Below are 26,054 nucleotides of genomic sequence, written 5' to 3'. Positions count from 1 at the left end.
CTACGACGGCGGTCTCTTCCACCCCGATGATGCGCAGACGGTCGGACATGACGCTTAGACGGCTGCGGGATCGATGCCGATCGAGGTGAGCAGCGCGCGGGCGGCGTCGCGGCCCGGCCATCCGCCACTGGACACGCCCGCCCGGCCCGCGCGCCCCGCAAGGGGAGTCAGCCGCAGTCCCGGCGTGACGCCCGGGACGTCCCGCCCTCGGCGCTGCTGTGGTCCAGGTGCCTCGCCAAAGTCCGCTGCCCACAGTTCGCCACGGTGCACAGCGGCGCGGTCGGCCAAGCGATCGATTCCGTACCGCCTGGATTGCGGCGTCATGCGGGCGGTCGCGGGTCCGTGGTCGCGTTCAGGCCGACCAGGAGCATGTCGAGGCCGGCGATGAACTGGTCACGATCGGCATGGTTGCGCAGGTGGTGGGTGGTGCGTGTCAGGAAGGGGTAGTCGGCCGGGTCGAGTTCTTCCCAGCGTTGGGCGGTCCGGGCGAGGAAGTCGTCGCGGCTGACGGCCGCGTCGGGGGTGGTGCGCGGGGCGATGATCTGAGCGCTGACGCCGGTGACGTAGTAGGAGATCGCGGTGGAGACCGCGAAATGCCGGTCGGCCGGCAGCCCGGTGCGTGCGACCAGGGTGCCGATGCGGTCGAGCAGGCGCAGCGCGTTCGCCAGCGTGGGTGGCGCGGAAACGTGGGACGCCGCCCACGGGTGCCGGTCAAGGGCGTCGTAGACGGCGACGGCAAGCGCGCGCAGCCCGGAGCCGGCGTCTTCCTCGGGGCTTGGGTGCGAGGCGAAGGCATGGCCGAGCACCTGATCGGCGGCCAGGGCGACCAGCTCGTCCTTGTTCGACACGTGCCAGTACAGCGCGCCGGTCCCGGTGTTCAGCTGTTTGGCCAGCAGCCTGAAGGTGAGCCCCCGCTCGCCCAGCTCGTCCAGCAGTGAGACGGCCGCGCCGACGATCAACTCTTGCGAGAGGGCGCCGGCGCGTCCCCCGGAAGGTGCTCTTCCTCGCGTCCGCTGCATGACCTCATTTTGACACGCCCTGGAGCGGTGTTCCATATTGCTAATGGAACGCCGGTCCATATTGATGTCGGGTGCGTGCCCGACGCTGCGCCGTGCGGAAACGAGGAAGCCCATGAACACCAGCCACCACCCGATCGCCATCGTCGGCGCCGGCCTCGGCGGCCTGACTCTCGCCCGGGTCCTGCACGTCCACGGCATCCCGGCGACGGTCTACGAGGCCGATCCCTCGGAGAAGTACCGCGCGCAAGGCGGCCAGCTCGACATCCATGAGACCGACGGGCAGCGCGCGCTCGCCGACGCCGGCCTCACCGACGAGTTCCGCGCGATCATCCACGAGGGCGCCGAGGCCTCGCGCCTGTTCGACCAGGGCGGCAAGCTGCTGTTCGAGGCCCCGGACGACGGCGCGGGGCGGCGTCCCGAAGTGCTCCGCGGAGACCTGCGCCGGATCCTGCTCGACTCCCTGCCCGATCAGACGGTCCGGTGGGGACACAAGGCCACCGGCGTCCGGACCCTCGGCGACGGCCGACACGAGCTGACCTTCACCGACGGCTCGACCGTGACCACCGGTCTCCTCGTCGGCGCCGACGGCGCCTGGTCGAAGGTCCGCCCGCTGCTCTCCGACGCCGAACCCCGGTACACCGGCACGACATTCATCGACATCTACCTGTACGACGCCGACGCACGGCACCCCGCGGCGGCCGAAGCGGTCGGTGCCGGCGCGATGTACGCGCTGGCTCCGGGCAAGGGGATCATCGCGCACCGCGAGGCGGGGAACATCCTGCACACGTACGTCGAGCTGAACCGCTCCGCCGAGTGGATCGCCGCCATCGACTTCACCGACGCCACCGCCGCGACGGCCCGGATCGCGGCCGAGTTCGACGGCTGGGCCCCGGAGCTCACCGCGCTGATCACCGACGGCGCGACCGCTCCGGTCGCCCGCCCGATCCACACACTCCCGGACGGACACCGATGGGAGCGCGTGCCCGGAGTGACGCTCCTCGGCGATGCCGCCCACCTGATGCCGCCGTCCGGTGACGGCGCGAACCTGGCGATGTTCGACGGCGCCGAACTCGGCAAGGCGATCGCCGCCCACCCCGACGACGTCGAGGCGGCTCTCACCGCCTACGAAGAGGCGCTGTTCCCCCGAACCGAACCCTTCTACGCCGAGGCGCACGACATGCTGGACCTCATGATCGGCGACAACGCACCGTCCGGATTCCTCGACCTCTTCACCGCCGCCGACCAGACCGAGTGACATCCACGCCCGACAGCCGACCCACAGCAGACGAAGAAAGAGGCGAGCTTGAGGACACACGAGACCGATGACGGCGCGGGCGGCTGGGCGCCGGCGGGACCCAGGCCATGACCGACTTCCGCGGTGAGGAGGACGGACCGCCCCTCGACGATGTCACCGTCCGCCTGACCGTGCCCGCGAGCATCGGCGGCAGCCGCGTCCGGGTAGAGCTGTCCAATCTCTTCGGACACGGCGCCGTTCGGATCGCGCGAAGGGCCATCGGAGTCTGCGGACGGTTCGTCGAGGTCTCCATCGACGGGCAGTCATCGAGAGATCCCGGTCGGCACGTCGCGGTGGACCGACCCGGTCGACCTGACCGTCAGCCACGGCGACGAGATCGTCGTCGACCTGCATCTGCCCGAGTTCACGCCCTACACGTCAGCGAACGGAGCCACGTTCAACCGGTCCCTGCCGGGCGACTTCGTAGGATCACGCGCGTTCCCGCTCGAAGGATCGGCGCAGGTGGAGGCCGACGCATCGCGCGAATTCCCTGCCACCAGCACCAGCACCGGACCCGAGCCCGACGGGAACGGCTGGTCCCTGCCTCCGGGAGGTCCTTTCCTGCGCACCTTCGAGGTGGCCGGAGCCGAGGCGAAGGCGGTGGTCGTATGCCTCGGGGCATCCAGCACGGCAATGGGGTGGCCGCAGTACACCGCAGCCCGGCTTCCCGCTGATACCAGGATCGCCGTCGTCAACCGGGGAATCGCAGGAAACCGAATCCGGCTCGACGCACCGTCGGCGACTCCGTCATGGGTCCGGGCCGGGTTGTCCCGGTTCGATGAGGACGTGCTCGCAACCCACGGCGTGACGCACCTGGTGATCGCCTACAACAGCAACGACTGGAGCCTTCCCGGCAGAATCACGCCGCTGGACGAGATACCGGCCCTCGCCCAGCCGATCGCGGTGCTGCCCCTCCGCATGTCCTGGCAGGAGAATCAGCCGAACAGGCGCCGCTGGATCTCCCGCCGGTAGTCCTCCAGGGTCCGGTCCAGGTGCACGGCCGTGGCCTCGGCCGCTTCGTCGGGGTGGCCGTCGCGGATGGCGCGGTAGATGGCCTCGTGCTCCTCGACCGCGGCCGGAGTGCCTTCGCCGAGGGTGTTGTGGATGCCGATCGCGCTGGACTGGCGCTGCAGTCGGCGGGCGTCGCGCACCGCGCTGCCGAGGAACGTGTTGTGCGAGGCGGCCGCCACCGCCGCGTGGAAGTCGTCGTCGCCCTGGTTGAAGACGGCGACCTCGCCATGGACGTACCCGAGCCGGCACTGCTGCATCGCGACCTCGATGGTGCGTAGTTCGGCCGGCGTGGCACGGGTGGCCGCGAACCTGGCGGCGGCCATCTCCTGGACCCGGCGAAACTCGAAGAGCATGAGGACGTGGTCGAGGTCCACGGGCCGGAAGAAACCGCCCCAGCGACTGGTGATCAGCATGCCGTCGTCATCCGCGACGAACAGTCCGCGCCCCTTGTGCGCCCGCACCCGGCCGAGCGCCGAGAGGATCTTCACGGCTTCCCTGACCACCGCCCGACTGGTGTCCAACTGCTGGGCCAAGTCGTTCTCCGTGGGCATCCGGTCACCGGGTACCAGGCGCTCCTCGGCGATGAACTCGAGGATCCGCTCCGCCACGACCTCGTATCCGGGCCGGTAGTCGCGCCGCTCGTCCGCGCCGTTCACCACTGCTGGCACGGCGGGCGTGTCGTTCATGTGTCCTGCCTCCGGGTGGCTGCGACGAGAGTGATTGATCTGCTTTGAAGCCATGCCCATCGTACCTCAGCTCAATATAAGTCGTACTCATTCTTCAGACACTTGATCGCATCCTTCTGTGCGACTTGCACCATATATGACTAGTTGTTCAGGTCCTTTTGCCCTAGAGCAGCCCTGACGTAGCTCTCGCACGTCTAATGGCGCCCGAAAAAGCCGTACACACCCCTTGACGCATCCTCTGATGTGGCGGCTAATTTCTTCCGCAGCGGTAATGACAGAGCCGTCAGCCTCATGCAAACCGAGTGGAGTCGCTCATGTCCGTCTACAGGTCTTCGGTCGCCCAGGAGACAGGGACCAGCGGGAGACGTGCCGCGTTGCTGGCCGGCTGTGCCGTCACCGTGCTGCTCACCGTGACCGCCTGTGGCGGGAGTGGCGGCGCGACCGGCACGGCCAAGGACGGATTCGCGCAGGCCGCCCAGAAAGACGGGGCGCTGACCGTCTGGGTGGACGCGACCCGCATGGACGCCGCAAAGCTGTACCAGTCGCAGCACCCGGACGTGAAGATGGACATCGTCAGCTACGACGGTGACGCCAACGGCTCCAACTACCTCCAGACCAAGGTGCAGTTGTTCAACCGCACGGGCAAGGGCTGGCCGGACGTCGTCTTCAGCTCCCAGAACAACGAGGCGAGCTGGGCCGTCGACGCGGGCTTCGCGGCACCGCTCGACAAGGGCCTGATCCCGCAGGCGACCCTCGGCGGATTCGCCAAGGGCGCCAACGACGTCTGCACCGTCGACGGGACCCTCTACTGCCTGCGCAACGACCTCTCCCAGGTGGTGCTCTGGTACAACGCGCCACTGCTGAAGAAGTTCGGCTACACGGTCCCCACGACCTGGCAGGAGTACCAGGCGCTCGGCGAGAAGGTCGCCAAGGAGCACCCCGGCTACCTCGTCGGCGACGCGGGCGACTCCTTCACTCCCGAGATCTACCTGTGGGCGAGCAAGTGCGGCGCCAACCACATCACCGGCCCCAAGGCCGTCTCGGTCAACACCACCAGCGAAGCCTGCACCAAGATGGCCACACTGATGGACGTACTGATCAAGAACAAGTCCATGTCGATCAGCGGCGTCTTCAGCACCGACTTCGCCAAGAACGAGGCCGACAAGGTCCTGCTGATGCCCGGCCCGGCCTGGTACGGCGGCGCGGTCTTCAAGGACGGACTCAAGACGCCGGCCAAGCAGATCGCGGTCGCACCCATACCGCAGTGGCAGGGCGACACCTCCCCCTCCACCGGCAACGTCGGCGGCGGCACCTGGCTGCTGTCCAAGCACTCCACCCACATCAAGGCGGCCACCGACTTCCTGAAGTGGGTCACCACCGACAACGCCTACCAGGGCGAGAAGGCCCCCGGCTTCCCGGCGTACGCGCCCGCCGCCGAGAACTGGCTGAAGGCGCAGGCCACCTCCGGCTACTTCGCCGGCGGCCTCACCGCCCTCAAGGACGCCTCCTCGCAGGTGTGGTCGGACTGGGGGTCGGGCCAGTTCAGCCAGGAGGCGATCTGGGCGGCCACCGTCAAGCCCGGCCTGACGCAGGGCAAGACCATCGAATCGATGCTGCCCGCCTGGCAGGACTCGATCGTCAAGTACGCCAAGGCCGACGGATACAAGGTTTCCCAGTGACGCTCACGCACTCCTCGGCCGGCTCCGTCCGGGGACGCCCTCGCGGCACCTCCCGGCAGAGCCGGGCCGGCATGGCATTCGTCGCCGGCTACGCACTGCTGCTGATCGCCTTCGGCGTCCTCCCCACCTGCTACGCCATCTACTTCGCGTTCACGAACGCCGGAGGCGCCTTCACCGGCTTCTCCAACTTCGCCACCACGGCACAGGACTTCCGCTTCGTCGACTCCCTGGGCCACGTGGCCCTGTATCTGCTCTTCTGGCTCCTGTCCCTCGTCGTGTTCGTGGTGGTCCTGGCGCTGCTCCTGCACCGGCTGTCCTCCGGTCCCGTCAGCCAGGCGCTGCGCTTCCTCTACTACATCCCCGGCGCACTCGCCGGCGCCGCGAGCGTCCTGGTGTGGCTGTTCATGCTCGACCCCACGGTCAGCCCCGTCAGCTCCCTGCTGGAGACACTGGGCTTCCACACCTTCGGTGAGGTCATCGCCCCCGGCAATCTGGCGCTGCTGTTCACGATCATCGCGTTCTGGACCGGCGCGGGCGGCTGGATCGTCGTCATGTACGGCGCGCTCAACAACATCCCCAAGGACGTCATGGAAGCCGCCCGCATCGACGGCGCGAACGGCTGGCAGACCGCCTGGCGGGTCCAGATCCCCATGCTGCGCAAGTGGATCGTGTACATGGTGATCCTGGCCTTCGCGGGCGGCGCCCAGCTCTTCGTCGAGCCGCAGCTGCTCTCCCTCGCCAGCACGGGCGTGGCCGGCCGCGACTACTCGCTCAACCAGCTGACGTACGACTTCGCCTTCCAGATGAACAACATCAACGGCGCGGCCGCGGTCTCGGTGGAGCTTCTGGTCGTCAGCGTGTCGGTCGCCGGTGTCTTCGTCGCACGGTCGGGGTTCTTCGATGCCGACTGACACCCGACCCACTCCCCCTGCCACCGCCAGCGCGGAACGGGAGACGAACATCATCAGCCGAAGCCGCCGCGGGGAACCGCGGCAGCGCGGCCGGCGCCCGCGGCGCATGACGTCCCGGCTGCTGGCCGGCTCGGCACTCACCGTCTTCGTGGTCTTCTTCGTGCTGCCGGTCCTGTGGCTGCTGCTCGCGGCGACCAAGACCGACCAGCAACTGGTCCACGACAACCCGTTGTCCTTCGGATCCTGGCACGCGCTGTCGGCCAACTGGCACGCGCTCACCGCCTTCCAGGACGACGCCATCCTGCTGTGGCTGCGCAACTCCGCCCTCTACGCCGCGATCTCCCTGGTCATCACCCTTTGCCTGGCCGTCCCGGCCGGATACGCGCTGGCCATGACCCAGTTCCGCGGCCGGCACACGCTGCTGATCGCGACCCTCGTCGTGATGCTGATGCCCAACGCCACGCTGGTGGTACCGCTGTTCCTGGAGATCAACGCGGTGCACCTGATCGGCACCATGTGGTCGATCATCCTGCCGTACTCCTTCTACCCCTTCGGGGTGTACCTGACGTACATCTACTTCACCACCGCCGTGCCCACGGACCTCCTGGCCGCGGCCCGGATCGACGGCTGCTCCGAGTTCGGCGTCTTCCGGCACGTGGCCCTGCCCCTGGCGACCCCCGTCATCGCGCTGGTCGGGTTCTTCAGCTTCGTCGCCAACTGGACGAACTACTTCCTGCCCTACGTGATGCTCCCCGAGAGCGACCAGATGCCGATCCAGGTGGGCGTCGGCAGTCTCCTGAGCAATGTGCCGTCGTTCAACCCCACCGTCGGCACACTCGCGATCCAGCGCCCGCAATTGGCACTGGCGACGCTGGTTGCCATCACCCCCGTGCTCGTCGTGTTCCTGTTCGCCCAGCGCTACCTGGTCAGCGGAATGCTCGCCGGCGCCACCAAGGAGTGACCGCTCCCATGCCCTTCAGCACACACCCCGACACCTCCGACGCCTCGACACCCGATGTCCAGGCCACGGTCCCCTTGCTCGAACCCCCCGGCTGGGCCGTCGCACAGCGCGCCCTGTTCGACCTGCTCGACCACGCCTGGCGCCGCTTCGAGCACGCCTTCACCGGCCCCGACGGCCGACTCAACTACAACAGACACCTGACCAGCCGCGACGGCGTGGACGACTTCTACGAGGTCTTCTTCAACTGGCCCCAGCTGTACCTGCTCGGCGGTGCCGACGACCTCCTGCCCGCCAGCGAGCGGCACTGGGAGGGCGTGACCAGTCAGCTGACCGAACTGAACATGCTGCGCGACGAGTACGAGCGCGGCTACGACTGGTTCCACCAGGGCGAGAGCCTGCTGCTGCTCTACTTCCTGTGCATGGCCGCGCCCGAGCGCTGGGCCGAACGGGCCCTGCGTTTCGCCGAGTTCTACGTCGACCCCGCCAAGGGCAACTACGACCCCGAGCACCGCATCATCACCCGCCCACACAACGGCAGCGACCCCGAGCGCACCGGCCTGTTCGACGGCGACGTCTACCCCTGGCTGCCGAAGGAGGCACAGACCTACGGCTACCCGCTCGACTGGCTGCCCGAAGCCGCCGACGGCCCCTTCCCGCTGTCGGCGGACCCCCGGCTGGGCGACCAGATGCGGGACCGGATGGGCGTCGGCGACACCGCTCTCAACCTCGCCGCGGCCGGACTGGTCCTCAACGCCTGGATCCTGTCCGGCGAGGAGCGCTACCGCGACTGGATCGTCGACTACGTGGGCGCCTGGCGCCAGCGCACCCGGGAACAGGGCGGCCTGATCCCGGACAACGTCGGCCCGGACGGCGTCGTCGGCAGCCTGCTGGAGGGCCGCTGGTACGGCGGCCACTACGGCTGGTCCTGGCCGCACGGCTGGCACAGTGTCGGACACGCGGCCTGCGTGGCGGCACTCGCGGCAGCGACGGTCACCGGGGACGACGACTACCTCTCCATGGTCGCGACCTCGCTCGACGCCCTCATCGACCGCGGCAAGGTCATGCCCCACACCGAGGCCGACTCGAGCCTGCCCTCCAAGTGGGTGGCCGAACTCGGCCCGGACCGTGACACGCCCACGCTCCACCTGCCGTTCCGGCACAACGACTCGGGCTGGTTCGACTACAACCCCTCCACGCCCCCCGTGCCGGTCGCCCTGTGGCACCACACCTCCTCGCAGGCCGACCGCGCCCGCCTCGAACGGCTGCGCGAGGCCGACGGCATCGACTGGCGCACCGTGCGCCCGTTCCGCGCCAAGGAGGAGTCCGGGCACGAGAAGGCGTGGTTCGCTTTCCTCGCCGGCGACGACCCCGGCTACCCGGAGCGGATCCTCACGGCCGCCCAGGCCCAGGCCAGGCACCGGCTGCGGCGTATCGACCGCTACCGCGACCTGGATGTGCCCGAGGCCGACATCCACGTGTGGCAGCAGTGCAACCCGGTGGTCACCGAGGCCCTGGTGCAGCTGACCTGGGGCGGCCCGCAGGTGATGTACCAGGGCGGTCTACAACAGGCGCGGCTGCGCTACCACGACGCCGACGCCCGCCGCGCGGGTCTGCCCGCCGATGTCGCCGCCCTGGTCACCTCCATCGACCCCGAGGCGACCACCGTCGAACTGGTCAACCTCTCCCCCGGCACCGACCGCACGGTCATCGTCCAGGCGGGCGCGTTCGCCGAGCACACCATCACCGGCGTCCGCTACACGATCTGCCCGGACGACGGCTGGATCGGCGACATGTACGACTACGGCCACGCCGAGCCGGTGGTCTCCGAGACAGAAGTCCCGTGCGGCTCACCTTTCCTGACGGTCCGTCTGCCCGCTTCCACCCGGATCCGGCTCACCCTGCGGCTCGGGATGCGCACGCGCACACCCAGCTATCGCAGACCGTTCGACGCCACGGCCGAGCAGGCCAACTCATCCGCGACAGGGGAATCGGGCTGACTTCTCCGCCTGCTGAAGGAGGGGATTCTCACGTCACCGGCCCCGTCATGCCCGGCCTGCACGTCCTGGACCGCATCGGCTCCGGCGACGCCTTCGCCGCCGGCCTGATCCACGGACTGCTGGACGACGCCGGCCTGGAGCGCGCCCTGGCCTACGGCACCGCCCACGGTGCCCTGGTCATGACGACGCCCGGAGACGTCTCCATGGCTTCCCTCGCCGAGGTCGAAGCACTCATCGACGGCGGGTCGGCCCACGTCAGACGCTGACCGACGTCCCCCACCCCTGTCCCCAGGAGTACGCCTTGCACCAGCGGAAGATCCAGAACACGTCCGTCGCGCTCACCGGGCTCGGCTTCGGGGCCTCCGTGATCGGCAACCTCTACCGGGTGACCGACGCCCATGTTGCCTCGGCCGCCCTCGACGCGGCCTGGGAGGCGGGCATCCGCTACTTCGACACCGCACCGCACTACGGCCTCGGCCTCTCCGAACGCCGTCTGGGCGCCGCCCTGCGCGACCGGCCCCGCCCCGGGAAGAGGTCTCGGGAAAGCGAAGGTGCTTCGTGGCCGCCCCTCCCCGCCGGACCGGCCGCCCGGATGCCCCTCGATCCCGGGACCTCAGCCCTCCCAGCTCCGGTCCCGGGAGAATGTCGGCACTCGCCCGTCACTTCCCCGCTGTCGTCCCGAAGGGCAGCGGTTCACCCGAGCGCAGATGCTCCCTCAGCCACTGCTCGGTGTTGCTCACGTGCAGCAGTGCCGCAGCCTGGCTGAGAGTGGCGTCACGGGTGGACAGGGCGTTGAAGATGGCCTCGTGCTCGGCGAGGGTGCGGCCCGCGGCCTTGCCGTCGACCAGACCGCGCCAGATACGGGCGCGCAGGGTGCGGCCGGAGATCCCTTCCAGGAGGGTGAGGAGGGTCTCGTTGCCCGTGGCGGAGACGACGGCGCGGTGGAAGGCGGCGTCGTGGGCGTTGAGCCGTTCGACGTTGTCGCGGGCCTCACGCATGGCGTCCAGGTGCTGCTTGACCTCGGCCAGTTGCTCATCGGAAATCCGCGTGGCGGCAAGGGCCGTGGCCATGGGTTCGAGGAGTCGGCGTACCTCCATGAGGTCCTGCAGGGCGACCGAGTCGCCCTGCAGGAGTTCCACCGCACCGCCGAGCCCCTCCAGGAGCAGGCTCGGCTGGAGGCTGGTCACATACGTGCCGTCCCCCCGGCGAACCTCCAGGACCCGCGCGACGGCCAGTGCCTTGACCGCCTCGCGGGCGAGGTTGCGGGACAGGCCGAGCTGCGCGGCCAGGTCCGGCTCTGGTGGGAGCTTCGAGCCCGGAGGAAGGGCACCGGTACGGATCAGCTCACGGATCTGCTCGATGGCCTTGTCCGTCAGAGACACCGCACATCCCTCCCTCCACCGTGCCCCGCGAGCACGTCCGCCCTGATCAGCCCCTGCGCGCGTAGATCGTCCCAGAGGCCGTCCGGGACGTGCTGATCATGGAGTTCCACGTTTCGTCCGACCTGTTGCGCAGTCCGCATGCCGAGGGTGACGTTGATGATACTGGGATGGGTGTACGGGAAGGCGATCGCGGCGGCGGGCAGGGTGGTGTCGTACCACTCGCAGACTTCGGCGATCGCCCGGGCACGGGCGACCAGAGCCGGCGGGGCGTCGTGGTAGTCGTACTTCATGCCCTCGGCAGGCCGGTCCCGGGAGAGCAGTCCCGAGTTGAACACGCCCACCGCCACCACACTCTTGCCGAGGTCGCGGGCGGCGGGCAGGACGTCGTCGAGGGCGGACTGGTCGAGGAGGGTGTAGCGCCCGGCGAGCATCACCACGTCAGCGGCGGTCTCGCGCAGGAACCGGGCGAGCATGGCGGACTGGTTCATGCCGGCGCCGATCGCCCCGATCACACCCTGCTCGCGCAGGGCGGCCAGGGCGGGCATGGCCTCCTCGGCCGCCTGCCGCCAGTGGTCGTCGGGGTCGTGGAGATAGACGATGTCGAGGCGGTCCAGGCCCGTGCGCCGCAGCGTGTCCTCGATGGAGCGCAGTACGCCGTCGCGGCTGAAGTCCCACTGCCGGCGCAGGTCGTCGCGTACGACGAAGCCCTCGGTGTCGACGCCCCGCGGGTGCTCGTTGGGCACCAGCAGCCGTCCCACCTTTGAGGAGATGACGTACTCCGCACGCGGGCGGTCGCGCAGGGCGGCGCCCAGACGGCGTTCGGAGAGGCCGAGGCCGTAGTGCGGTGCGGTGTCGAAGTAGCGGATGCCCGCCTCCCAGGCCGCGTCGAGGGCGGCCGAGGCAACATGGGCGTCGGTCACCCGGTAGAGGTTGCCGATCACGGAGGCCCCGAAGCCGAGCCCGGTGAGCGCGACGGACGTGTTCTGGATCTTCCGCTGGTGCAAGGCGTACTCCTGGGGACAGGGGTGGGGGACGTCGGTCAGCGTCTGACGTGGGCCGACCCGCCGTCGATGAGTGCTTCGACCTCGGCGAGGGAAGCCATGGAGACGTCTCCGGGCGTCGTCATGACCAGGGCACCGTGGGCGGTGCCGTAGGCCAGGGCGCGCTCCAGGCCGGCGTCGTCCAGCAGTCCGTGGATCAGGCCGGCGGCGAAGGCGTCGCCGGAGCCGATGCGGTCCAGAACCTGCAGACCAGGCATCCGGGGGCCGTTGATGAAGCCGGTTTCGGCGGACCAGGCGGCCGAGGACCAGTCGTTGACGCCGGCCGACGGTACGCCGCGCAGGGTCGTCGCCAGTACTCTCGCATCGGGCAGCAGGCCGGCCGACTCGGCGAGGGCGTCGGCCACCTCGTCGTCCCCGATGCGCGTCTGTCCCGGGTGCGTCCCGGCCAGGCCCAGAGCGCCCACGACGACGTCGGCGTGCCGCGCGAGCCGCAGGTCGGCCTCGCGGGCGGCGTCGGCGCCGCCCCGGCCGGCCCAGAGGCTGGGGCGGAAATTAGGGTCGTAGGAGACGGTGACACCGTGGCGGCGGGCGGCCGCCATCGCCTCGTCGGCGACATCGACGGTGGTGTCGGACAGACCCGCGAAGACACCGCCGGCATGGAACCAGCGCACGCCGGCCGAGAACACCGCGTCCCAGTCGACGTCACCCTTGCGGAGTCGGGACACGGCAGTGTGGGCGCGGTCGCTGACACCCAGCGCGCCGCGGATGCCGTAACCGCGTTCGACGAAGTTGAGTCCGTTGCGGGCGCTGCGGCCGATGCCGTCGTCCGGTGTCCAGCGGATCAGCGAGACGTCGACGCCGCCCTGGAGGATCAGGTCCTCGACGAGTCGGCCCACCGCGTTGTCAGCGAGAGCGGTCACGACGGCCGTCCGCCACCCGAAGCAGCGCCGCAGCCCGCGGACGACGTTGTACTCGCCGCCGCCCTCCCACACCTGGAAGGTGCGGGCGGTGCGGATGCGTCCCTCGCCCGGGTCGAAACGCAGCATCACCTCGCCGAGGGCCACCACGTCGATCACGTCCTGCTCCTGTCCACGGCGTCCGCCGTCAGTCGGCGGATCTCCTGGTAGTCCCCCCGCTCCAGGTGGGCGGCGGTGGCCATCCAGCTGCCGCCCACCGCGAGGACCGCCCGATCGGCCAGGTAGGCGGTCAGACGGGAGGCGTCGATCCCGCCGGTCGGTATGAAGCGCACTCCCGGGAACGGCGCTGCGAGCGCGCGGAGCGCACGCGGGCCGCCGAGCGGCTCGGCGGGGAAGAGCTTGACGGTGTCGAGGCCCGCCTTCAGGGCCCACATCAGCTCGGTGGCGGTGGCGATACCGGGCACCACGGGCACCCTCAGCTCCCGGCACTTGGCGATGACTTCCTCGTCATAGCCCGGAGAAACGACGAAGCGGGCTCCGGCTGCCACCGCACGTTCCGCCTGCTCGGGCGTGAGGACCGTGCCCGCACCGACGGCCAGGCCGCCGTGGGCCGCCATCGTTTTCAGCACCCGCTCGGCGTCCGGGGTGCGGAAGGTGACCTCGGCGCAGCGGGCGCCGCCCGCCGCGAGCGCGTCGGCCAGTGGGCCGGCGGTCGCGGTGGACGGCACGGTCAGTACCGGCAGAAGGCGGGCTCCGGCCAGGACGGTGGTCAGGTCGGTGGTCATCGGCCGAGCCATCCGCCGTCGACGGGCAGCACGGTGCCGTGAATGTAGGCGGCGGCATCGGAGGCCAGGAAGACCGTGGCGCCCGCCAGGTCGTCCGCGCTGCCCCAGCGGCCGGCCGGGATGCGCTCCAGGATCGCCTGGCTGCGGACGGGGTCGTCCTGCAGGGCCTGGGTGTTGTCGGTGGCGATGTAGCCGGGCGCGATGGCGTTGACGTTCACCCCGCGCGGAGCCCACTCGTTGGCCAGCGCCTTGGTCAGCCCGGCGACGCCGTGCTTCGCCGCGGTGTAGCCGGGGACGGTGATGCCGCCCTGGAAACTGAGCAGCGACGCGGTGAAGATGACCTTCCCCTGGCCGCGGGCCACCATCGCCGCGCCCACCGCGCGGGTCAGGGCGAACTGCGCGGTCAGGTTGACCTGCAGGACCAACTCCCAGTCGGCGTCCTCGTGTTCGGCGGCCGGGGCGCGACGGATCGTGCCCGCGTTGTTGACCAGGATGTCCACCGGGCGCTCGCGACCGGCCAGGTCCGCGCCCAGCCCTCGTACGGCCTCGGGATCCGCGAAGTCGGTGCGGATCGCCTCGAAGGCGCGGCCGGCGGCGGTGACGTCCTTCTCCACCGCGCTGCCGGTCTCCTCCAGAAAGGCGCTGACGCCGATGACGTCCGCGCCGGCCCCGGCGAGCGCGCGGGCCATGGCACGGCCGATACCGCGCCGGGCTCCGGTGACGACGGCGAGCCTGCCGGTGAGGTCGAAGGCGGTCATGCGTCGACTCCCTCAGCGCCGTCGGTGCAGTCCACGAGGATCTTCATCACGTCGCCGCCGCCCTCCAAGGCCTCGAAGGCCGCGGGCGCCTCGGTGAGCGGCACGACCTTGCTGATCAGCCGCTCGGCCGGGACGGTGCCGTCGGCCACCAGGGTCGCCGCCTTCTCGAAGTCGCAGCGGTCGTACAACCGGGCACCCACGAGGGTGAGTTCGCGCCAGAAGAAGCGGTGCAGGTCGACCTCGCGGGGGCGGGGGTGGATGGCGACCAGGCAGAGACGGCCGCGCACGCCGAGCACCTCGACGGCGGTGTCGACTCCGCCTTGCGCGCCGGACACCTCGAAGGCGACGTCCGCTCCCGCGTCGCCGGCCCACTGCCGGACCAGCTCCGGCAGGTCGTCGGCGTCCGGATCCCAGGCAGCCAGCCCCAACTCCTCGGCGAGACGCCGCCGGTGGGTGCTCAGCTCCACCACTCGGACGTCCGCGCCCGCGGCCCGGGCGACCAGGGCGATGAGGACGCCGACGGGGCCGCCGCCGACCACGACGGCCTTCTCGCCGCCGCGTACCCCGGCCCGGCCGACGTCGTGCACCGCGACCGCGGTGGGCTCCACGAGGGCAGCGTGGTCCAGGGGAAGGGATCCGGGCAGCCGGACGAGTGTCGCGGCGGGCACGGTCCAGCGCTGCTGCATCGCGCCCGGGGAGTCGATGCCGATGAAGTCGAGGTGCTGGCAGATGTGTTGGTGCCCGGCGAGGCAGGCCGGGCAACTGTCGTCCCAGCGCAGCGGCATCACCGTGACCGCGTCACCGGGTGCCCAGCCCTCCACGCCGGCACCCACCCGCACGATTCGGCCGGACATCTCGTGCCCGAGGACGGCGGGCACGGCGACCCGGGCATCCATGTCGCCGTGGAAGATGTGCAGGTCGGTACCGCAGATACCGACGTAGGCGGGGGCGATCTCCACCTGGCCGGGGCCGGGGGACGCACCCTCGGCGGGCGCGGTGTCCAGGGTACGGGCGGAGAGATAGCGGACTGCGATTGTCATCGTGTTCTCAGGGTCCCTTCAGCGCGGACGCCGATGGTGAGCAGCAGGTTGGCGTAGGTGCGGATGTCGGCGGTGACGATCGCCAGGGCCAGGTCGGGTGAGCGGGCGGCGTCGTAGAACTCGAAGCGGCCCAGCGTCTCGACGGGGACGGGCGCCAGCATCGAGCGGTACTCGGCGATGGCCGGCGGCTCCGGCCGCCCCTCGGGCGGCACCATCACGTGCGCCGACTCGACGGGCAGGGCGCGCAGCAGGACGTCGAGGACGGTGGTGACGTCGAGCAGGCCGGGGGCCAGGTTGAGGTGCACGGTGCGGGCGCGCTCGCCGGTGGCGGTGCTCGCGGGGTAGTGACCGTCGGCGAGCAGCACGCGGGCGCCGTGGCCGGCTCCGGCGAGGGCTTCGAGGATGCCGGGATGAAGTAGTTCGGTCAGGAGCACGAGGGTGTTCTCCCCTTCTCGTCGGACAGCCGGTAGAAGGCGCTCGCCGTACCGCGGAGCACGGCCTGCTTCTCGCTGCGGGAGCAGTCGTCCAGCAGCTCCTCGACGGTGGCGGCCCAGCGGTTCCATCCGCCGGCCGGCACACAGACCGGCCAGTCGGAGCCGAACATCAGCCGCTGGGCCCCGAAGGCGGTCAGCAGGACGTCCCACACGGGGCGGATGTCGTCGATGGTCCACGTGTCGTGGTCGGCCTCGGTGACGAGACCCGACACCTTGCAGTGGACCTGGGGATGTCTGGCCAGGGTCCGCAACCGCCGTGCCCATGCGGTGAGTTCCCGCCGCGCGATCGGCGGTTTGCCGGCGTGGTCCAGGACGAGCGGCAGTTCGGGCAGCCGTTCGGCCAGCCGGGCCGCCTGCGGGAGCTGGTGGTCGCGGACCAGTACGTCGTAGCCGAGCCCGCGCTCCCCCACCGCCCGCAGACCCTCCTCGACGTCCGGCCGTTGGAGCCAGTGCGGATCCTCCTCGGCCTGCACCAGGTGCCGTACGGCGCGCAGGCGGCCGCCCCCGGTCCCGGACCGGAGTTCGTCGAGTACGTCGCCGACGGCGGGGGACGTGAGGTCCACCCAGCCGACGACGGCGGCGATCAGCGGATCGCGGTCGGCCAGGGTGAGCAGGTCGCGCGTCTCGGGCACGGACGCGATGCACTGGACGACCACCGTGCTCGTCAGGCGCCGTCCGGCGATCGGCCGGGTCGCGGCCTTCCTCAGGTCGTGCGGGCCGAAGGTACGGCGGATCGGTTCGTTCCCGGGTTCGTCCAGCCAGGGCTGTGGCCGGACGTCCAGGTCCCACACGTGGTGGTGGGCGTCGACGAGGGCCGGCACGTCAGCCACGAGCGGTCCAGACGGGGCCGTCCGGGTAGACGTACTCCTTGAGGGACTCGGGGTGCATCTGCGCGCTCAGCCCCGGCAGGGCCGGCGCCTGGTAGCGGCCGTCGACGATCCGCACCGGGTCGACGAAGTGCTCGTGCAGGTGGTCGACGTACTCGATGACCCGGTCCTCGGTGGTGCCCGAGACGGCGACGTAGTCGAACATCGACAGGTGCTGCACCATCTCGCACAGGCCCACGCCCCCGGCGTGCGGGCACACCGGCACGCCGAACTTCGCCGCCAGCAGCAGGATCGCGATGTTCTCGCCCACGCCGCCGACGCGGGCGGAGTCGATCTGCACGATGTCGACGGCGCCGGCCTGGAGGAGCTGCTTGAAGACGACCCGGTTGGCGATGTGTTCGCCGGTGGCGACCTTGATGGGGCTGACGGCCCTGCGGACGGCGGCGTGGCCGAGGATGTCGTCGGGCGAGGTGGGTTCCTCGATCCAGTACGGCTGGTAGGGGGCCAGGGCCCGCATCCAGTCGATGGCGGGCTGGACGTCCCATCTCTGGTTGGCGTCCACCGCGATGCGGATGTTGTCGCCGACGGCCTCCCGGGCGGTGCGCATGCGCCGTACGTCGTCCTCCAGCGAGGCGCCGACCTTCAGCTTGATCTGGGTGAAGCCGTCGGCGACGGCCTCGCGGGCCAGGCGGGCCAGCTTCTCGTCGGAGTAGCCGAGCCAGCCGGGGGTGGTGGTGTAGGCGGGATAGCCGCGCTCCAGCAGCCGGGCGATGCGCTCCTGGCGACCGGGCTCGGCGCGCTTGAGGATCTGCAGGGCCTCCTCGGGTGTCAGGGCGTCGCTCAGCCACCGGAAGTCGACCTGGCCGACCAGGTTCTCGGGTGACATCTCGCCGAGGAAGCGCCACACGGGCCGGCCCGCGCGCTTGGCGGCCAGGTCCCAGGCGGCGTTGACGACCGCCCCGGTGGCCATGTGGATGGCGCCCTTCTCCGGTCCAAGCCAGCGCAGTTGGGGGTCGTGGACCAGGGAGCGGGAGAACGCTCCGAGGTCACCACAGACCTGTTCGACCGGGAGGCCCACCACATGCGGGGCGAGGGCGGCGATGGCGGCGGCCTGCACGTCGTTGCCGCGGCCGGTGGTGAAGGCCAGGGCGTGGCCCTCCAGTCCGTCGCCCGCGTCGGTGCGCAGCACGACGTAGGCGGCGGAGTAGTCGGGCTCGGGGTTCATCGCGTCCGACCCGTCCAGGTGCTCGGACGTCGGGAAACGCACGTCCAGCACGTCCAGGGCGGTGATGCGGGCCGAAGCCGGGGAAGCGGACGGGGCGGATGACATGGCGGCAACTCCTGTGTGGTGCAGGGGTGGTGGGCCCCTTGCGACGAGATGTGGGCGGCCGAGAACGTCGGGCGGCCGCGACGGCGCCTGGTTCAGTCCTGGACCTTGCCGCCCGTGATACGCGAGATGGTCAGTGCGACGAGGATGATCAGTCCGTTGAGTGCGCCGATCCACTGGGCGGGGACGCCACCCAGAGTGAGCACGTTCTGGATCATGAACAGCAGGAGGATGCCGCTGAAGGCACCGAACACGGTGCCCTTGCCTCCGTTGAGGCTGATCCCGCCGATGACGGCCGCTGCGAAGACGGTGAAGATGTAACCGTTGCCCTGCGCCGAGGCGACGGATGCCAGTCGTCCGGACAGCAGCAGTCCGGCCAGGGCGGCGAGCAGGCTGCCGGTGACGATGACGATCCACAGCACCCGGTCGGTGCGGATGCCCGCCGCCTTCGCGGCGTCGACGTTGCCGCCGATGGCGTACAGCGAGCGCCCGAAACCCGTCCAGCCGAGCACCACGATCGCGACGGCGAACAGGGCCAGGCAGAGCCAGATGGACGCGGGCATCCCGAACCATTCGGCGGTGCCGAGGTAGAGCATCGACGGCGGCAGCTGGAAGAAGGTCTGTCCGCCGGAGATACCGGTGAGGACACCGCGCAGCACGATCAGCATGCCGAGGGTGACGATGAAGCCGTTGAGGCCGAAGCGGATGATCAGCAGGGCGTTGATCACGCCGACGAGCGCACCCACGGCGAGGGTGACGGGGATGGCCCACGCGCCGGGGAGCAGCCCGAGTCCGTGGCCCGCGCCGGCCGGTACCACCAGCCACGCCGCGACGCCGGGCGCCAGGCCCATGGTGGACTCCAGCGACAGGTCCATCTTCTTGACGATGAGGATCATCGTCTGGGCGAGGACCAGCAGGGCCATCTCGGACATGGTCTGCAGCACGTTGATGAGGTTGTCGGTCTGCAGGAAGACCGGGTTGACGATCTGTCCGACGATCGCGATGACCACGATGGCCGGGACGAGCGCGAGATCGCGCAGCCGGGCCAGGGGGATCCGGCCGCCGAGCAGCGCCGGCCGCTTCGCCCCGGGCTCCGGGCCCTTGGCCGCGGCTGTGTCCGCGAGGACGGTTTCAGGCATCACTTCAGGCATGCAGGTCCACTCCTTCCATCGCGGCCACGAGGGCGTGGTCGTGCCAGCCGCGGGCGATCTCCGAGGTCACACGGCCCTGGAACATCACCAGGACCCGGTCGCACATGCGCAGGTCGTCGAGTTCGTCGGAGGCGATGAGCACTCCGGTGCCGGTGCGCGCGGTCTCCTCGACCTTGCCGAGGAGGAACTCCTTGGAGCGCACGTCGACGCCCGCGGTGGGGTTGATCAGCACCAGCAGCCCGGGGTCGTCGGCGAGGGCACGGGCCATGACCACCTTCTGCTGGTTGCCTCCGGACAGGGCGGAGACGGGCAGTTCGGGACCGGGAGTCTTGATGGCCAGTTTCTCGATCATGCTCTGGGCGAGCCGGTCGCGCCGCCCGTGGCTCAGGAACCCACGGGCCCTCAGCCGCTGCGGCACGGACAGCGTGGCGTTGTCAGCGATCGACATGTCGGGGACGAGACCCTGGTGGTGCCGGTCCTGCGGCACGAACCCGGCGCCGGCGGCCAGCGCCGCCGGCACGCTGCCCGGCCGGGGGTGGTTCCCGGCGATCTCCACCAGGCCGGCCGCCGCGGCCCGCAGCCCCACGACGGTCTCGGCGACCTCGGTGCGTCCGCTGCCGGCGGCGCCCGCGAGGCCGACGATCTCGCCCGCGCCCACCTGGAAGGTGACGTCGCCGTACGACGCGCCGCTCAGGTCGCGGACCCTCAGTGCGGCCGTGGCGGCGGAGTCCAGGGTGCTCGACCGCTCCGCGCCCGCGTCGGTGGCCGCCTCGCCCGTCATGGCGGCGACGAGTTCGGCACGCGGCAGCTCGGCGACCGGCGCGGTAACGATGTGCCGGGCGTCCCGGAACACGGTGACCATGTCGCAGATCTCGTAGACCTCCTGGAGGTGGTGGCTGATGAACAGGAAGGTCACGCCCTGGCGTTGCAGGTCGCGGATGCGGCCGAAGAGACGGTTGATGGCCGCCCCGTCGAGTTGGGCGGTCGGCTCGTCGAGGATGATGAACCGCGCCCCGAAGGACAGGGCGCGGGCGATCTCCACGAACTGCCGCTGCTCGACGCTCAGATCGCCCGCCGGGGCCTGCGGATCGACGTCCACCGACCAGGTCGACAGGAGGTCCTTCGCGCGGCGACGGGTGGCCTGCCAGCTGATGAGGCGCCCGGCTCCGCGGTCGTGCCGGTTCAGGAAGAGGTTCTCGGCGACGGTGAGTGTGGGGATGATCGTCGACTTCTGGTAGACACAGGCCACGCGTTGCCGCCAGGCGTCGCGGTCGCTGAGCCGCGGGGAGGGCTCACCGCCGAATGTCACCACTCCCTCGTCGGGGGCCTGCAGACCGGTGAGTACCGAAACCAGCGTCGACTTCCCGGCACCGTTGCGGCCGACGAGGGCGTGGGTCTCGCCGGGCCTGATGGTGATCCGGGCGCCGTCGAGTGCCACCGTCGGACCGAATCGTTTGACTATGCCCGTCGCCTCGACGACCGGCGGGTTCTCGGGGACCCGCCCGCCGTCCGCCGGGGCGGGCACGGGGGTCACTGCTCGCTCCCCGTCGTTCATCTCGACCGCCTTGTTCTCGTGAGCCGTTGCCGTGCGGTATCGGGGGAATCAGCCGAGGTTGTTGCCCCACAGCGACTTGTCGTCGCTCCTGACGCTGGGCACACCGCCGTACGCGGCGCCGTCGGCGGTGACGAGCGGGGCGGAGAGCTGGTCCTCGAGGACGCCGGCGCGGACCTGGATGATGGTGCTGTGGTGGTCCGTCTTGCCGGGCTTGAACGTCTTCCCGTCGATGGCGGCCTTGAGGTAGTACAGGGCGTACTTGGCGTAGAGGTCGGCGGGCTGGGAGACGGTGGCGTCGATGTGGCCTGCGGCGATGTCCTTGAGTTCCTCGGGAATGCCGTCGTTGGACACGACGAAGACGTGCTTCTTGTCCTTCGGACCCACCAGCAGGCGCTTCTGCTTGAGGACCTGGAGCGTGCCGGACAGGGCGAAGCTGGACTCCATGTAGACGCCCTTGATGTCCGGGTTGGCGGTCAGGTCCGTCTGCAGTTTCTGCGCCGCGACCGCGCCGTCCCAGTTGGTGGCCTCGCCGAGCACCTTGATGCCCGGGTAGTTCTTCTTCATGCAGTCGTTGAACGCCTCCGTGCGGTCACGTCCGTTGATCGAGTCCAGGCCGCCCTCCAGCATCACGACCTTGCCCTTGCCGCCGAGCTTGGTGCCGAGGTACCGGCATGCCTTCTCCCCGTAGGCGCGGTTGTCGGCGCGCACGACCATGAAGACGTCGCCGGTGTCGGGGCGGGTGTCGACGGTGACGACCGGGATCTTCTTGGCCTTCAGCTGCGCGAGGGTCGGCGCGATGGCCGCGGTGTCCTGCGGGGCCATGGCGATGCCCTTGACGCCCTGGCTGATGAACGTCTGCGCGTTTGCCGTGAGCTTGGCGACGTCGTTCTGGGAGTTGGTGGTCTTCAGCTTCATGCCGAGCTGCTTGCCGTACTGGGGCGTGTACTTGATGTACGAGTTCCAGAAGTCGGTGTCGGAGCGCGGGTAGTCGACACCGACCAGCGGCTTGCCGCCCGACGACGCCGAAGTGGAACCGTTTCCGCAGGCACTGAGCAGCGCCAGTGCGGACAAGGCGGAGACGGCTGAACACAGGGCGGTTCTGACTCTCATCGGTGCTTCCTCGCGCCGGTCCCGAAGCGGGAGATGTTTCGCCGCGACGACATGTGTGTATCGCCGGACGTTAGAGATGGGATGTTTATAGGGGCACTCGCATCAGGTTGTCCACCCCCGCGCCCAGATCGCTCCGAACTCCCAGCTCAAACCTCGCCGAGGCGACAAAGAGGGTGGCACTCGGTGGAGATCCATCCCATCAATCAAAGGCCGATGGGCAACCCTGAACCATCGCGCGGTGCCGGTAAACATGCCATGTTTTACGGAGGGTAAACGGCGCGAAATTACCTCAATTTGCGCGAAACGGCATACAGGAAAGCGTCTTTCATCCCTGCGAACGGATTGACATTCCAGGGAGAGATGCCGGACCTTCTTGCGTAACAAGCGGCGCCCCGCACCCCCTGCCCCCCTCCTGTACCAGGGATGTCTCCATGTCGAGCTCGGTCAACAGACGCCACTTCCTGGCCGGCGCCACCTGTGTGGCCGCCACCGCCGTCGCCGGAGGCGTGTTCGGTGCCGGTACCGCCCAGGCGGCGCCCGGCACGTACACACCCGACTGGAACTCGGTCGACCAGCACCCGGCGGCCCCGGAGTGGTTCCAGGACGCGAAGTTCGGGATCTACTTCCACTGGGGCGTCTTCAGCGTCCCCGCCTACGACAACGAGTGGTACCCGCGCAACATGTACCAGTCGGGCAGCAACGCCAACCAGCACCACATCGCGACCTACGGCCGGCCCTCGGCATGGCCGTACCACAACTTCATCGACGGAGCCCGTGACCTGGCGGGCGACTTCGTGCGGTTCGCGCCGAAGCTGAAGTCGGCCGGCGGGAAGTTCGACCCCGACGAGTGGGTACAGCTCTTCGTCGACGCCGGTGCCAGGTTCGCCGGCCCGGTGGCCGAGCACCACGACGGCTTCTCGATGTGGGACAGCCAGGTCAACGAGTGGAACTCGGTGAACAAGGGCCCCGGCCTCGACCTCCTGCGACTGTTCTCCACGGCCATCCGCGCCAAGGGTCTCAGACTGCTGGTGGCCATGCACCACGCGTACCACTTCAACGGCTTCTACGAGTTCGTCCCCGCACAGACGGACCCGAGCCTCAAGAAGCTCTACGGGCAGACGGGTTCGGCCGAGGAGAACCAGCGCTGGTTCGACAAGCTCAAGGAGGTCGTCGACCGCGCCCAGCCCGACATCCTCTGGCAGGACTTCAAGCTGGACGCCGTCGACGAGACGCAGCGCCTCAACTTCCTGTCGTACTACTACAACCAGGCCAACAGCTGGGGCCGTGAGGTCGTCGCCACCTACAAGGACGGCCTGAACAACAGGGGCGAGGTCTTCGACTACGAGCGCGGTGGTCCGGCCGGGCTCACCAGCCCTTACTGGCTGACCGACGACAGCATCTCCAGCAGCAGCTGGTGCTACACCCAGGGCATCGGCTACTACACCACCCAGCAGATGCTCCACTCGTTCATCGACCGGGTCAGCAAGAACGGCACCATGCTCCTGAACATCGCGCCGATGGCGGACGGCACCATCCCCCAAGCCCAGAAGGACATCCTGCTGGGCATCGGAGACCACCTGAGACGCTTCGGGGAGTCCGTCTACGCGACCCGGGCCTGGACGGCGTACGGCGAAGGCCCGACGAAGATGGGCGGCGGCGCCTTCACCACACCGCACGCGGGCACCGCCCAGGACATCCGCTTCACCCGCAACAAGGCGGGCACCGTCCTGTACGCCACCGTCCTGGGCTGGCCGGGAAGCTCGCTGACGATCAAGACCCTCGCCTCGGACCGGATCAACCTCTCCCCACTGACCTCGGTCAAGCTCCTCGGCACCACCGCCGGCAGCTACATCGATCTGCCCGCACCGGCCCAGAGCGCCGCCGGCCTCACGGTCACCCTGCCCTCCTCGGCGCCCTACAGCGCCAACGCCTATGTCCTGAAGCTCACCTTCTCCGGCACCATCCCGGGGCTGCGGCCGATCGCCGGCGCGGTGGCCTTCGCCGACGTCGACTACGCCGGCAACGCGGGTGTTTTCAGCATCGGCGACTACACCGCGGCCGACCTGACCGCGGCCGGCCTCGGCGTAGGCACCCTCTCCTCGCTCCGGCCTGCCCCCGGCTACCAGGTGGTCGGCTATTCCGGCGACAACTTCTCCGGCACGTCCTGGACCTTCACCAACGAGAACCCGGACCTGCGAGTCACCGGCAACAACGACCAGATCACCTCGCTGAGGGTCCAGTTCGCCCCGGCCGCCTACCTCCGGATCACCAACGTCACCGACGGCCTCGCCCTGGACAGCGGCGGCGACGTGGCCTCCGGATCCGGCCTCAAGCAGTGGACCTGGAACGGCAACGCCAACCTGCAGTGGAGGGCGGAAGCGCTCGACGGCGGCTACTACCGGCTGGTCAACCGCACCAACGGCATGGTCGCCGACGGCTGGGGCAGCACCGCCGACGGCTCGCCCGCCAGACAGGCTCCGTGGAACGGGAGCACCAACCAGCAGTGGAGGATCACCGACCGGGGCGGCGACCAGTACTCGGTCGCCAACCGCACCACCGGTCTGGTCCTCGACGGCGGTGGCGACGTCGCCTCGGGCTCCGTGGCCAAGCAGTGGACCTACGGCAGCAGCTCCAACCTGCTGTGGACCTTCACGGCCGTGTGATCGCCGGGCCGAGCGAGCGGCGGCGCGTGTCTCCCACGCCGCCGCTCGCTGGGCGGCGCGCCGGTGACAGGACCCGGTGGGCGTCGCCGTCGCCGGACGCGGCCCGTTTCGCGGAGCCGGCCCCGAGGGCGAACCGGGAAATCGGGCGGCAACCTTTTCGCCCCGTGCGGCCACTGAGCAGTGCACCGTCAGCTCGATCTTCCGAACGGACAGCGAATGAACACAGCGAGGCAGGCCGCGCGTCAACGCAGGCAGAGACGCAGGCTCGTGCTGGGCGCCACGTTGGGAGTGAGCGCCGCGGGCGTTCTCGCCTCCCTGGTCATAGGGATGCTCCCCGACCGCACACCGGATGCGGCACCTGCTGCCGCCACGCCCGTCACCACCCGTCAGGTGAGCACCACCACCGCAGACGAGACCGGTACACCGAGCGCGTCTGCGGCCTCTCCGTCGAGCGGCTCGCCGACACCGGCGCCCTCCGCGACCGCGACCGCGGCACGGCAGAGGGCCAAGGCCACCCCACGGCCTGCGCGAACATCGGCCGCCACGGCGTCGTCGGCGGGGCGGATTCAGCCCAGGACCACCTACACGGGAGTCGCCACCGCCTACGAGGCCGGCGACGGAAACGGTGCCTGCCTGTTCGGCCCCAGCGACACCCTCATGATCGCTGCGATGAACACCACCGACTACGAGACGTCCAGGGCGTGCGGCGCCTACGTTCTCGTCCGCGCGGCCAACGGCAAGTCCGTCACCGTGCGGATCACCAATGAGTGCCCCCTGCCCTGCGCTCCCGGACAACTCGACCTCAGCCGGCAGGCTTTCGCCAAACTCGCCGACCTCAAGGTGGGCCGAATCCCGATCACGTGGAGCCTGGTCAGTCCCAGCACGGCCGGCACGATCTCCATCAGGTACAAGACGGGGTCCAGCCTCTATTGGTGCGGCATCCAGGTCATCGGCCACCGCAACCCGGTGACGCGGCTGGAGGTGAGCACCTCCGGCGGCTGGCGGCAGCTGCCCCGCACCGACTACAACTACTTCCTCTCCGCCAACGGCAGTGGGTGCGGCAGCTCGATCAGAATCACGGACATCTACGGGCAACGGCTGACCGTCAGCGGAATCGCGGTTCGGCCGAACGTCGTGCAGCACACCCAGGTGCAGTTCGCCCGGCACTGATCACCTCGCTTCCAGGTCGGCCGGCCGCGCCGGCCGTTGTCTTCGTCGTGGATCCGCAGCGGCACGCCGTGTGGACCGGCGGGGCGTCAGCACCGGCCGCACCAGCCGACGCCGGTCCACACGGCCGCGGGCGTTGACGACGGCGATCAGCAGACCGACGGCTTCGTCGCCCATCCGGTCCGGGCGGAGGCTGAGTGCGGTGACGGGCGGACTGGTCGTCGCGTGGTCCGGATCCTCGCTGATGCACGCCACCAACAGGTCCCGCGGTAGCCGAAGACGGTGGCGCCGGACGGCAGCGAGGATGTTGTGGCCGAAG

General features: G+C 69.9%; 23 protein-coding genes and 2 pseudogenes. 10 read left to right on the top strand and 15 right to left on the bottom strand.

Annotation, left to right across the window (positions count from 1 at the left end):
* Positions 1-320: 320 nt before the first annotated feature.
* Entirely contained in the window at positions 321-1,019 is a 699-nt protein-coding gene (locus ACJ9NR_RS39405; protein WP_412494396.1) for a TetR/AcrR family transcriptional regulator C-terminal domain-containing protein, read from the bottom strand.
* A gap of 112 nt (positions 1,020-1,131) precedes the next feature.
* Here ACJ9NR_RS39405 and ACJ9NR_RS39400 point away from each other — a divergent pair, with 112 nt between their 5' ends.
* Together ACJ9NR_RS39400 and ACJ9NR_RS39395 are read left to right on the top strand one after the other, a co-directional pair.
* Positions 1,132-2,274, top strand: coding sequence for an FAD-dependent oxidoreductase (locus ACJ9NR_RS39400; protein ID WP_412494397.1), 1,143 nt, complete (start codon positions 1,132-1,134; stop codon positions 2,272-2,274).
* A gap of 501 nt (positions 2,275-2,775) precedes the next feature.
* Entirely contained in the window at positions 2,776-3,285 is a 510-nt protein-coding gene (locus ACJ9NR_RS39395) for an SGNH/GDSL hydrolase family protein (protein WP_412494398.1), read from the top strand.
* Here the strand turns inward: ACJ9NR_RS39395 and ACJ9NR_RS39390 are convergent.
* Positions 3,249-4,010, bottom strand: coding sequence for a FadR/GntR family transcriptional regulator (locus ACJ9NR_RS39390; RefSeq protein ID WP_412494399.1), 762 nt, complete (start codon positions 4,008-4,010; stop codon positions 3,249-3,251). The genes ACJ9NR_RS39395 and ACJ9NR_RS39390 overlap by 37 nt on opposite strands.
* Before the next feature lie 314 nt (positions 4,011-4,324).
* Between ACJ9NR_RS39390 and ACJ9NR_RS39385 the strand changes: the two genes are divergently transcribed.
* The 6 genes and pseudogenes from ACJ9NR_RS39385 to ACJ9NR_RS39360 all read left to right on the top strand — a co-directional run.
* A complete protein-coding gene (locus ACJ9NR_RS39385) occupies positions 4,325-5,689 on the top strand; it encodes an ABC transporter substrate-binding protein (protein WP_412494400.1) in 1,365 nt (454 codons plus the stop codon).
* Positions 5,686-6,600, top strand: a complete 915-nt coding sequence (locus ACJ9NR_RS39380) for a carbohydrate ABC transporter permease (RefSeq protein WP_412494401.1) — start codon at positions 5,686-5,688, stop codon at positions 6,598-6,600. The genes ACJ9NR_RS39385 and ACJ9NR_RS39380 overlap by 4 nt, the downstream gene beginning before the upstream one ends.
* Positions 6,601-6,706: 106 nt before the next feature.
* The gene (locus ACJ9NR_RS39375) at positions 6,707-7,561 is read left to right on the top strand and encodes a carbohydrate ABC transporter permease (protein WP_412494576.1); all 855 of its coding nucleotides are present in this window, start codon (positions 6,707-6,709) and stop codon (positions 7,559-7,561) included.
* Between the two features lie 8 nt (positions 7,562-7,569).
* A complete protein-coding gene (locus ACJ9NR_RS39370) occupies positions 7,570-9,558 on the top strand; it encodes a DUF8034 domain-containing protein (RefSeq protein ID WP_412494402.1) in 1,989 nt (662 codons plus the stop codon).
* Positions 9,559-9,590: 32 nt separating this feature from the next.
* A pseudogene (locus ACJ9NR_RS39365) lies at positions 9,591-9,824 on the top strand (PfkB family carbohydrate kinase); the annotation flags it as partial.
* A 35-nt stretch (positions 9,825-9,859) separates the two neighbouring features.
* Positions 9,860-10,081, top strand: a pseudogene (locus tag ACJ9NR_RS39360) (aldo/keto reductase); the annotation flags it as partial.
* Positions 10,082-10,217: 136 nt separating this feature from the next.
* Here ACJ9NR_RS39360 and ACJ9NR_RS39355 read toward each other — a convergent pair.
* The 12 genes from ACJ9NR_RS39355 to ACJ9NR_RS39300 form a co-directional block, all read right to left on the bottom strand.
* The gene (locus ACJ9NR_RS39355; protein ID WP_412494403.1) at positions 10,218-10,940 is read right to left on the bottom strand and encodes a FadR/GntR family transcriptional regulator; all 723 of its coding nucleotides are present in this window, start codon (positions 10,938-10,940) and stop codon (positions 10,218-10,220) included.
* Positions 10,931-11,944 carry an aldo/keto reductase gene (locus ACJ9NR_RS39350; protein WP_412494404.1) on the bottom strand — a complete coding sequence of 338 codons (1,014 nt, stop codon included), beginning with the start codon at positions 11,942-11,944 and terminating at the stop codon, positions 10,931-10,933. Before ACJ9NR_RS39350 ends, ACJ9NR_RS39355 begins: the two co-directional genes overlap by 10 nt.
* 35 nt (positions 11,945-11,979) lie before the next feature.
* Positions 11,980-13,017 (bottom strand): sugar kinase, encoded by a 1,038-nt coding sequence (locus tag ACJ9NR_RS39345; protein WP_412494405.1) that lies wholly within the window; start codon positions 13,015-13,017, stop codon positions 11,980-11,982.
* Complete coding sequence (locus tag ACJ9NR_RS39340; protein WP_412494406.1) at positions 13,014-13,643, bottom strand: bifunctional 4-hydroxy-2-oxoglutarate aldolase/2-dehydro-3-deoxy-phosphogluconate aldolase; 630 nt, start codon at positions 13,641-13,643, stop codon at positions 13,014-13,016. Before ACJ9NR_RS39340 ends, ACJ9NR_RS39345 begins: the two co-directional genes overlap by 4 nt.
* The gene (locus ACJ9NR_RS39335) at positions 13,640-14,401 is read right to left on the bottom strand and encodes an SDR family oxidoreductase (protein ID WP_412494407.1); all 762 of its coding nucleotides are present in this window, start codon (positions 14,399-14,401) and stop codon (positions 13,640-13,642) included. Before ACJ9NR_RS39335 ends, ACJ9NR_RS39340 begins: the two co-directional genes overlap by 4 nt.
* Positions 14,398-15,441 carry a zinc-dependent alcohol dehydrogenase gene (locus tag ACJ9NR_RS39330; protein ID WP_412494408.1) on the bottom strand — a complete coding sequence of 348 codons (1,044 nt, stop codon included), beginning with the start codon at positions 15,439-15,441 and terminating at the stop codon, positions 14,398-14,400. Before ACJ9NR_RS39330 ends, ACJ9NR_RS39335 begins: the two co-directional genes overlap by 4 nt.
* Positions 15,438-15,875, bottom strand: coding sequence for an RbsD/FucU family protein (locus ACJ9NR_RS39325; protein WP_412494409.1), 438 nt, complete (start codon positions 15,873-15,875; stop codon positions 15,438-15,440). The genes ACJ9NR_RS39330 and ACJ9NR_RS39325 overlap by 4 nt, the downstream gene beginning before the upstream one ends.
* On the bottom strand, positions 15,866-16,765 hold the full coding sequence (locus tag ACJ9NR_RS39320; protein ID WP_412494410.1) for an amidohydrolase family protein: 900 nt from the start codon (positions 16,763-16,765) through the stop codon (positions 15,866-15,868). The genes ACJ9NR_RS39325 and ACJ9NR_RS39320 overlap by 10 nt, the downstream gene beginning before the upstream one ends.
* Positions 16,758-18,092, bottom strand: coding sequence for an L-fuconate dehydratase (locus ACJ9NR_RS39315; RefSeq protein ID WP_412494411.1), 1,335 nt, complete (start codon positions 18,090-18,092; stop codon positions 16,758-16,760). Before ACJ9NR_RS39315 ends, ACJ9NR_RS39320 begins: the two co-directional genes overlap by 8 nt.
* Positions 18,093-18,184: 92 nt before the next feature.
* A complete protein-coding gene (locus tag ACJ9NR_RS39310) occupies positions 18,185-19,228 on the bottom strand; it encodes an ABC transporter permease (protein ID WP_412494577.1) in 1,044 nt (347 codons plus the stop codon).
* Positions 19,229-19,232: 4 nt separating this feature from the next.
* Complete coding sequence (locus ACJ9NR_RS39305; RefSeq protein ID WP_412494412.1) at positions 19,233-20,795, bottom strand: sugar ABC transporter ATP-binding protein; 1,563 nt, start codon at positions 20,793-20,795, stop codon at positions 19,233-19,235.
* A gap of 48 nt (positions 20,796-20,843) precedes the next feature.
* Positions 20,844-21,905 (bottom strand): sugar ABC transporter substrate-binding protein, encoded by a 1,062-nt coding sequence (locus ACJ9NR_RS39300; RefSeq protein ID WP_412494413.1) that lies wholly within the window; start codon positions 21,903-21,905, stop codon positions 20,844-20,846.
* A gap of 431 nt (positions 21,906-22,336) precedes the next feature.
* Between ACJ9NR_RS39300 and ACJ9NR_RS39295 the strand changes: the two genes are divergently transcribed.
* Together ACJ9NR_RS39295 and ACJ9NR_RS39290 are read left to right on the top strand one after the other, a co-directional pair.
* The gene (locus ACJ9NR_RS39295; protein WP_412494414.1) at positions 22,337-24,568 is read left to right on the top strand and encodes an alpha-L-fucosidase; all 2,232 of its coding nucleotides are present in this window, start codon (positions 22,337-22,339) and stop codon (positions 24,566-24,568) included.
* A gap of 216 nt (positions 24,569-24,784) precedes the next feature.
* Positions 24,785-25,738 (top strand): expansin EXLX1 family cellulose-binding protein, encoded by a 954-nt coding sequence (locus ACJ9NR_RS39290; protein WP_412494415.1) that lies wholly within the window; start codon positions 24,785-24,787, stop codon positions 25,736-25,738.
* Here ACJ9NR_RS39290 and ACJ9NR_RS39285 read toward each other — a convergent pair whose 3' ends face one another.
* Complete coding sequence (locus ACJ9NR_RS39285; RefSeq protein ID WP_412494578.1) at positions 25,739-26,041, bottom strand: substrate-binding domain-containing protein; 303 nt, start codon at positions 26,039-26,041, stop codon at positions 25,739-25,741.
* Between the last annotated feature and the right edge of the window lie 13 nt (positions 26,042-26,054).

The sequence above is a fragment of the Streptomyces sediminimaris genome (assembly GCF_047049295.1).
Classification (GTDB): Bacteria; Actinomycetota; Actinomycetes; order Streptomycetales; family Streptomycetaceae; genus Streptomyces; species Streptomyces sediminimaris.
Note: the sequence above shows the minus strand (reverse complement) of the source record. Positions and strands in the feature narration are given on the sequence as shown.